The organism is Pantanalinema rosaneae CENA516, from assembly GCF_050753385.1.
GTDB lineage: Bacteria > Cyanobacteriota > Cyanobacteriia > Leptolyngbyales > Leptolyngbyaceae > Pantanalinema > Pantanalinema rosaneae.
Window position 1 is genome coordinate 37,221 of the sequence record NZ_JBLZFZ010000055.1, and the last position, 8,373, is coordinate 45,593.

Here is an 8,373-nt window from a genome sequence, read left to right on the forward strand (position 1 = left end):
TTTCTGCACTGCCAAGCGGATCAGTAATCTTTATTATTCCTGTTGCCATTACCATGCCCGATCTCTACGTTTCCTGGTCAGACTATCACCGCGCGATCGAACAACTGGCGGTGCAGATCTATCAATCCAACTGGACGTTTAATCAAATTCTCTGTCTGGCAAAGGGTGGGTTAAGAGTTGGCGACATTCTGGCACGAATTTATGATGTGCCTTTAGCAATTTTGGCGACATCGTCCTATGGCGGTACAGGGAATCAGGTACGAGGGTCGTTGACGATCGCCCGATCGCTGACCATGACTACGCCAACACTGGGCAGTCGGGTGTTATTGGTGGATGATCTGGTTGACTCGGGTGTGACGTTAAAGGAAACCCTTGTGTGGTTACAGGAGTATCACACGCCCCAGGTCGAAGACGTGCGATCGGCTGTCCTCTGGTATAAGGCATGTTCTGTGATTGCACCGGACTACTATGTCAGTTATCTACCTGACAATCCCTGGATTCATCAGCCGTTTGAACCTTATGAACAAATGACGATCGTGGATCTTGTCGCGGCTCATACGGCCAAGGTGATGAATTCATGAAGGTAAGTTAAAGCCGTTATCCGTAATTCTAGCGATCGCCCATGAATTAATTGGGCAGGAGTGGGGTGGCGAACCGGATGGTTGAGAGTAATCCATCCTTAGATTTACATAAAGTTAGATTGGATGACTTACCCCTGGAGCTATGCCAAACCCTGATAGAATGTGCCATCTTAAGTTTAGATAAAGATGGTTTTAATCCAGTCGAATGAAATATCCCTAGTAGATTTACTAGCCGCAAATCCTCTAGGGTAACGCCACGATTGAGCTAAGCTGCCATGCTTGCTAGCCATTGAGTTTAGCCCCTGAATTTTCCTGGACTTCCGATCATGCAAAACCATAGTCATTCCCGCCCTAATCTTCCGACTTCTAACCCAACGTCCTCCAATAAGCGGCTGGGTGGCTATTTAGTCGAAGCAGGCTTATTAACTCCAGCCCAGATTGATGTTGCTTTAAATGATCAAAAACTGACCGGAATGAGATTTGGGGAGATTTTGGCGGCGCGGGGCTGGGTCAAGCAACAGACGATTGAGTACCTGATGAAAAAGGTAATTCTGCCCGAAAAGGCCTCTTCAGAACAGCGATCGGTTCCCGGTCAGGTTGTCCATCCAGACGTGCTGCCTGGGGTTAACCAGTCCCCCTCTCTTAACCGTCGTCAAGTATCTGCCCAGGGCAACCAACCTGTCCGGCGGGAGATTCCCATCTCAAAGCCGCTTCCTTCAATTAATAACTCTGATGAGGATGTCAGTTGGGTGGGCTAATCGCTACCAGCGTATGGGCTCAGAATTGGCTCCCATCAAGCCGGGATTATGGGCGAGTGCTGCTTCGTTAAGCAGACAGGGGCTACTGGAGTGAAATCGGTAATCGGTTGTCTAGCCAGTTATGGTTTAAGCCCCAACCGTCGATCGTCCAACAATTTATTTCTCTATACATCCGAATTCTCTGTCACCTTGAAATCAGTTGACGAAGCACCCCTTTGCCCTGCAAAATCTCCCTTCGGGAGCAAACAATCAGGAGGCGACGTGATCATATCCCGAGGTTCGGGGATCACGAATTCTACCGGCGGCTGATTTCGGACAGTCGGGCAATTTCGCTATGCTAAAATCAGCAGTACCGGCACGCAGCAGGTGACAGGAATACACCATGTTTGAACGCTTCACAGAAAAAGCTATCAAGGTAATTATGCTCGCTCAGGAGGAAGCTCGCCGCCTGGGTCATAATTTCGTGGGTACAGAACAGATCCTCCTGGGTCTGATTGGAGAAGGGACCGGCGTCGCCGCCAAAGTTTTGAAATCGATGGGGGTTAACCTCAAAGATGCCCGCATTGAAGTTGAAAAGATTATCGGTCGCGGTTCCGGGTTCGTTGCGGTCGAGATTCCATTTACGCCCAGAGCTAAACGAGTTCTAGAGCTATCCCTCGAAGAAGCTCGGCAACTGGGACATAACTACATTGGCACCGAACACTTACTTCTGGGTTTAATCCGAGAAGGTGAGGGAGTCGCCGCCAGAGTATTAGAAAACCTGGGTGTCGATCTCTCGAAAGTCCGAACCCAAGTGATTCGGATGTTGGGTGAAACCGCTGAAGTCACATCGGGTGGCTCGCAAGGACGGACGAAGACCCCAACCTTAGATGAATTTGGCTCCAACTTGACGCAACTCGCTGCCGAAGGCAAGCTGGATCCCGTCGTTGGTCGTCAGAAAGAAATTGAACGGGTGATTCAAATCCTGGGTCGCCGCACCAAAAATAATCCGGTGCTAATTGGTGAACCTGGGGTGGGTAAAACCGCGATCGCGGAAGGGTTGGCACAACGGATTGCTAATGATGATGTGCCCGACATTCTAGAAGATAAGCGGGTTGTCACCCTAGACATCGGCTTACTGGTGGCAGGCACCAAGTACCGAGGTGAGTTTGAAGAACGCCTGAAGAAGATCATGGATGAGATCCGGTCTGCCGGAAATGTCATTCTAGTGATCGACGAAGTTCACACTCTGATTGGCGCTGGAGCTGCCGAAGGCGCGATCGATGCGGCCAATATCCTCAAGCCAGCTCTGGCTCGGGGTGAACTGCAATGTATCGGTGCAACCACCCTGGATGAGTATCGGAAGCACATCGAACGGGATGCCGCTCTGGAACGGCGCTTCCAACCCGTGATGGTGGGTGAACCTACGGTCGATGAAACGATCGAAATCCTCCGAGGTCTAAGGGAACGCTACGAGCAGCACCATAAGCTGAAGATCTCCGATCTGGCGCTGGAAGCTGCCGCGAAGCTATCCGATCGGTATATTTCCGACCGCTTCCTGCCTGATAAAGCGATCGACTTGATCGATGAAGCGGGTTCTCGCGTTCGTTTGATCAACTCCCAGTTGCCCCCCGCCGCTAGAGAGCTAGACAAGCAACTGCGGCAAGTCCTGAAAGACAAAGACGATGCCGTCCGTTCTCAGGACTTTGACAAAGCCGGAGAACTGCGCGATCGCGAAATGGAGATCAAAGCCGAAATCCGGGCGATCGCTCAAAGCAAGAAGAATGAATCTCCCGACACGGATCAGCCCGTGGTAGACGAAGAGGATATCGCTCAAATCGTCGCCTCCTGGACAGGTGTCCCGGTGAACAAGCTGACGGAAACCGAATCCGAGAAGCTGCTACACATGGAAGACACCCTGCACCAGCGCTTGATTGGTCAGGAAGAAGCCGTGAAAGCAGTGTCTCGTGCCATCCGGCGAGCTCGCGTGGGCTTGAAGAATCCCAACCGCCCGATCGCCAGCTTTATCTTCTCGGGTCCTACCGGGGTAGGTAAGACGGAGTTGACCAAGGCATTAGCCTCCTACTTCTTCGGTTCCGAAGATGCCATGATCCGGCTGGATATGTCGGAATACATGGAGCGTCACACCGTTTCTAAGCTGATCGGTTCGCCTCCTGGCTATGTCGGCTACAACGAAGGCGGTCAATTAACCGAAGCCGTTCGTCGTCGTCCTTACACCGTTGTATTGTTCGATGAAATTGAGAAGGCACACCCGGATGTCTTCAACATGCTGCTGCAAATCCTGGAAGATGGTCGTCTGACCGATGCCAAGGGGCGCACCGTGGACTTCAAGAACACCCTGCTAATCATGACCTCCAACATCGGTTCTAAGGTAATCGAGAAGGGTGGCATGAACAGCCTGGGCTTCGAGATTGCCGATGGCGATGCTGCCGAAGCCAAGTACAACCGGATTCGCTCGTTGGTGAACGAAGAACTGAAGCAATACTTCCGTCCTGAGTTCCTCAACCGTCTGGATGAGATCATCGTCTTCCGTCAATTGGATGAGGGTGAGATCAAAGAGATCGCCGACATCATGCTCAACGAGGTGTTTGGTCGCCTGCGGGAGCAAGGGATTACGCTGGAAGTCACCGAAGCCTTCAAGAATCGCTTGGTGAAGGAAGGCTACAACCCCAGCTACGGCGCTCGTCCATTGCGTCGGGCGATTATGCGACTCCTGGAAGATTCACTGGCTGAGGAAATCCTCTCCAGCCGGATCAAGAACGGTGATGTCGCGATCGTCGATGTCGATAGCGAAGGACAGGTGAAGGTACTCCAGGGCGACAAGCGGGAACTGCTACCGCAAGCGGCTGAGTAACTAACTCATTGATTTAATTAAACGCGGTAGAGAGTTATTTGCTCCCTACCGCGTTTGTATTAGCTTTAGACCTATTCCATTAACCAGCTAAATAAGCCTTCTATTGTCAGGTGAAAGCCTTGAGCGAATTCTGGCACTGGTAACTGTGCATTTGGTTCTTCATAGACCGTTGTTGAGCGATCGGGTAGATAAACGAAAACACATTGTTCCTCTGGATCAATTAGCCATCCCATTTGAGTGCCATGCTGAAGGCAATGCAGAATATTTTTCGTGACTTTGGTTTGGCTCTGGTCTGGTGACAGAATTTCGATCGTCCAATCTGGAGCGATCAAAAAATTATTTGCCACTCCACCATCTTCCTTGCGAGGAATTCTACTCCACAAAAATACGGCAATATCAGGTACAGTTGAGCGTCCCCCAAATGTGCAGCGTAATTCTGTAAACGATCGGGCGATCTTTTGTGGTTTAACAATTGAGTTGATCGCTGGTGCTAATTCAGTCTGAATAACACTATGTTCACCCTGGGGCATCGGCTTTTGAATAATTTGCCCATCGATGTACTCGCTAGCAGGTTCTGTCTCCGGCAACTGGAGAAATTCCGCTAGCGTTAGGGATTTGCTCGGAGTATGTACCATGCTAAACCTACCTGCTGAGGAGTACGCAAAGTGACCCTACTTGTTTATTGTATAAACGGTTTGGAGTGCAGTAGGAATCGCGATCGACTCCCTATAGATCAGCCGTATGTGGATAGGAGCTATGGCACCCAGATCGGAATTAAGGCATGTTCGGGCATGTAATCGCGATAGCGTCCCCCATCTGATAAGACTAACGTTAGGCGGAGTGACCAATCGGGATCGACTTGCAGATCAGCCCAGGGGACGGCAACCTCCAGGCAGGACTCTAACCCCACCTGGGCACGACTGGCGCGGGAATGCCATCGGGAATATTCCCCCGCTTGCTGAAACCAGATCGTTTGGGTCAGCAGATTAATCCCCAGGTGATGATGGAAGAGATAATTGAGTGGGGCTTCATCAGGTAGTTCTACCAGGGGTACCGGGCTATTCGCCATCAAGTGATCGGGATAGTACCAGAGCAGATTCACCTCGGGCGGACAATCGACTCCCGGTGTGATGCCAGTTTGAAAGTCTAATCGCAGATAGAAGTTTAAGTGATCGACACCATACCAGAGGCGTTGGATCGGACTACTGCGGTGCATCGTTCCCCGCGCTCCACCTACGTTAAAGCGTCCGGCACGTTCCCAATCCTGCTCATCGCCAATGCCATCAATGATCGGATGGATGAAGCCTTGCGGGGGATGGTCGCCCTGGGCGATATGAATCTCGATCGGCTGTCGGACACTAACCGGAACAGGTTCATTTAAGGCTTGGTACAGGGCAGCCAGGTGTTCGCGGAACAGTTGGTCAAACATGGCATCCTGATTGGACGAATGCCCTTCGCCAAACCACCAGAACCAGTCCGAACCTTCGGCGGCATACAACGCTTCCCAAGCTTCGGGATTATTTTCCTCGGTGGCTTCAGGGTGTTTGGCTAAAACCTGACGGGCAGCGGTGAGTAAATCCCAGGCGCGATTTTTGGCGGGGTCGCCAATCCAGGTCGTGAAACTGCCATCCACCCAGGAGCCACTGTGTAACTGATCGGCAGGTAAAGTCTCAGTTGGGGGAAACTGATCGAGGAATTCGGAGACAGTCACCAGTTGAATATCGGGATCTTGGCTGAGGGTTTCGTATAGGGCGGTTAGGAAGGGCAGACCATCCTGGGGATAAAACTCCCAGCAGTTTTCGCCATCTAAAGCGATCGTCACCAGCCAGGGATCTTCTAGAGCGGTGTTGCCACTGGCTTGTTGCGCTTTTAAGGAACGGGAAATCGCTTCTAAGTGACCGACGAGATCTCTGGCGGCTTTCTCCGGTGGCATGGAGCTATAGGTAAAGCCCAATAGATCGGAAAGCCGGTGGTCACGGAAGACGATCGCCAAATCGCCGACCGGAGTTTCTAAGCGATAGGGACGGTAAAGTTTATCGGGTTCATAGACATTACCTGAACCATCGCGGCTGAAGAAGTGATCTAATGTCCAGCCTAAAACCGCCTCATCGGAGCAAATCCACTCAAATCCTTGTTTGGCAATGTCGGGGAGAATCACGGGACTGACGGATTGCTCAGACGGCCACAAACCCCGTGGCGATCGCCCAAAGCGTTCCTCATACATGTCCCAGGCTTTCTGGAGATGGCGGGGAATGTCTTCTGCCCACTGAAAGCGGTGTTGCGGTAATACCATGTCGGGGACAGCCACACGTCCAGCATCGGTATCGGCTAACAATGGCAAGATTGGGTGGGTGTAAGGTGTTGTCGTAATTTCCAACTGCCCCGTCTCCTGCATCTTTCTGTGCTGGGGAATAATGCGACTGAGGATCTGGCGTTGTTTGGAGTGAATCCGTTGGCGATCACTGAGGGTAAAGCCTTTGCCGCGATCGAGCCAATCGGCAATTTCGGGATCATCCCAAAACAGTGGATCGATCCACGACAGGTTATGCCATGCCGCTAAATCGCTGTAATCCTGGGCTGTCCAGTGTTCTAAGCACCAGGTTAAGCCTTGATCCTGCCGTTGATTAAATAGATCGGCGTAGCGGGGGTGCGGGTCAATTAAGGTGCGATGGTTGCCATCAAAGAAATGTTGGATGGCGAATTCTTTTTGCTCCTGGGTCAGTTGCTCTGTCGGTAGTAGCGCAATCTGTAAGTAAGGATCGAGAGCCTTCCCAGCGACGTAATCCTCAATTTGCAGAATCAACGATGGGACTAGATTCACCGTTTGATGCAGCTTGGGATATTTTTCCAGAATTAGGATTAAATCGAGGTAATCCTTGGTGCCGTGTAACCGTACCCACGGTAAGCGATACTGCCCATCGGTGGCTGTCGATGCCGCCCGACTTTTGTACAACGGTTGATGTTGGTGCCAGATAAAGGCGACGTAGAGGGGATGAGGCATAGATTAGCTGACAGCGAAGGGCAAGGAACTAAGGGAACTGATATTGGAGTTGATGCTCCAAAGTCTGTTGGTGTCGTTACAACGCTTACGATAACAGATGTCTTTGGTTCACTTGGTGTCCGCTACAGCACAATCCACTCTGGTAGGGGCGATCGAGTCATCAACCCCTACGAGTGAAATCTAGATCGAATGCTGGATTGGTTCTACAGCACTTGCTCAACTTCTGCAATTTCCGGAATGAATTCCCGCAAACGGCGTTCAATTCCCATTCTCAAAGTCATGGCAGAACTGGGGCAGGAACCACAGGCACCCTGAAGCCGCAATTTAACGATCGGTCCATCAATATCCACTAATTCCACGTTGCCGCCATCTGCCATCAGGTATGGGCGCATTTCATCCAATACAGTTTCAACGTTTTCGGTGGTTAGTGGCAGCGTTTGAGTCATAATTCACCTTTGGGATGTCAGGTCAAGTTCACTGATATCGATCCTAGATCCAGAACGCCATTATAGGGTGGGAGATGAGGGCAAAGGATCACTAAACTGCCACTAAATCAGGTTCAGAGAATAACGAAACCTGATAGTAATCATTAATTTTTAGCAATTGCTTTAGCTTATGCATCGTCTTGCTGCCACACCGGGAGGCTGGAATCCTGGAGATGAAGGAGTGGTGTTTGTTGACCAAACTCCCGCCCCGATCGTGTTTCTCACGGCGGCTGATACAGAAATTCAAACTCTGGCAACCGTCGCTACCCAACTCCCGACTGACTTTCCAGCCTTCCGGGTCGCGAATTTACTCCATCTCCAGCAACAACTGACGATCGACACCTACGCTGAAACGGTATTGCAACAGGCTCAGGTGATCATCCTGCGGTTATTAGGTGGACGCGCCTATTGGTCTTACGGACTAGAAGTGGTGCAGGAAACCGTCCAACGATCGGGAGCTACTTTAATTGTCTTACCTGGTGACGATCGTCCCGATCCCGATTTAATCAGCCATTCCACAGTGCCCTTAGCGATCGCCAACCAACTTTGGCGTTACCTGATCGAAGGCGGCATTGCTAATCTACACCAAGCCCTCCTCTTGATTGCCAATACCTGCTTCAGTCAAACCTTCTCGCTTCAACCGCCTCAACCCATCCCCCTCACCGGACTCTATCCCTGTCTCTTATACACATCT

At 51.1% G+C, this 8,373-nt stretch carries 6 protein-coding genes and 1 pseudogene; 4 read left to right on the top strand and 3 right to left on the bottom strand.

Annotation, left to right across the window (positions count from 1 at the left end):
• The first annotated feature begins 53 nt into the window (after positions 1-53).
• From ACN4EK_RS25080 to ACN4EK_RS25090, 3 genes are all read left to right on the top strand, one after another.
• Positions 54-581 carry a phosphoribosyltransferase gene (locus ACN4EK_RS25080; RefSeq protein WP_431661011.1) on the top strand — a complete coding sequence of 176 codons (528 nt, stop codon included), beginning with the start codon at positions 54-56 and terminating at the stop codon, positions 579-581.
• Positions 582-907: 326 nt separating this feature from the next.
• A complete protein-coding gene (locus ACN4EK_RS25085; RefSeq protein ID WP_431661012.1) occupies positions 908-1,339 on the top strand; it encodes a hypothetical protein in 432 nt (143 codons plus the stop codon).
• Positions 1,340-1,721: 382 nt separating this feature from the next.
• A complete protein-coding gene (locus tag ACN4EK_RS25090) occupies positions 1,722-4,193 on the top strand; it encodes an ATP-dependent Clp protease ATP-binding subunit (protein ID WP_431661013.1) in 2,472 nt (823 codons plus the stop codon).
• Positions 4,194-4,264: 71 nt separating this feature from the next.
• On the opposite strand, the gene ACN4EK_RS25095 is transcribed toward ACN4EK_RS25090, so the two are convergent.
• The 3 genes from ACN4EK_RS25095 to ACN4EK_RS25105 all read right to left on the bottom strand — a co-directional run bounded on the left by ACN4EK_RS25095 (position 4,265) and on the right by ACN4EK_RS25105 (position 7,640).
• Positions 4,265-4,828, bottom strand: a complete 564-nt coding sequence (locus ACN4EK_RS25095) for a Uma2 family endonuclease (RefSeq protein ID WP_431661014.1) — start codon at positions 4,826-4,828, stop codon at positions 4,265-4,267.
• Between the two features lie 119 nt (positions 4,829-4,947).
• Positions 4,948-7,194 carry a glycoside hydrolase gene (locus ACN4EK_RS25100; RefSeq protein ID WP_431661015.1) on the bottom strand — a complete coding sequence of 749 codons (2,247 nt, stop codon included), beginning with the start codon at positions 7,192-7,194 and terminating at the stop codon, positions 4,948-4,950.
• A 203-nt stretch (positions 7,195-7,397) separates the two neighbouring features.
• Positions 7,398-7,640, bottom strand: coding sequence for a NifU family protein (locus ACN4EK_RS25105; protein WP_431661016.1), 243 nt, complete (start codon positions 7,638-7,640; stop codon positions 7,398-7,400).
• A 169-nt stretch (positions 7,641-7,809) separates the two neighbouring features.
• Here ACN4EK_RS25105 and ACN4EK_RS25110 point away from each other — a divergent pair.
• Positions 7,810-8,373, top strand: a pseudogene (locus ACN4EK_RS25110) (cobaltochelatase subunit CobN); the annotation flags it as partial.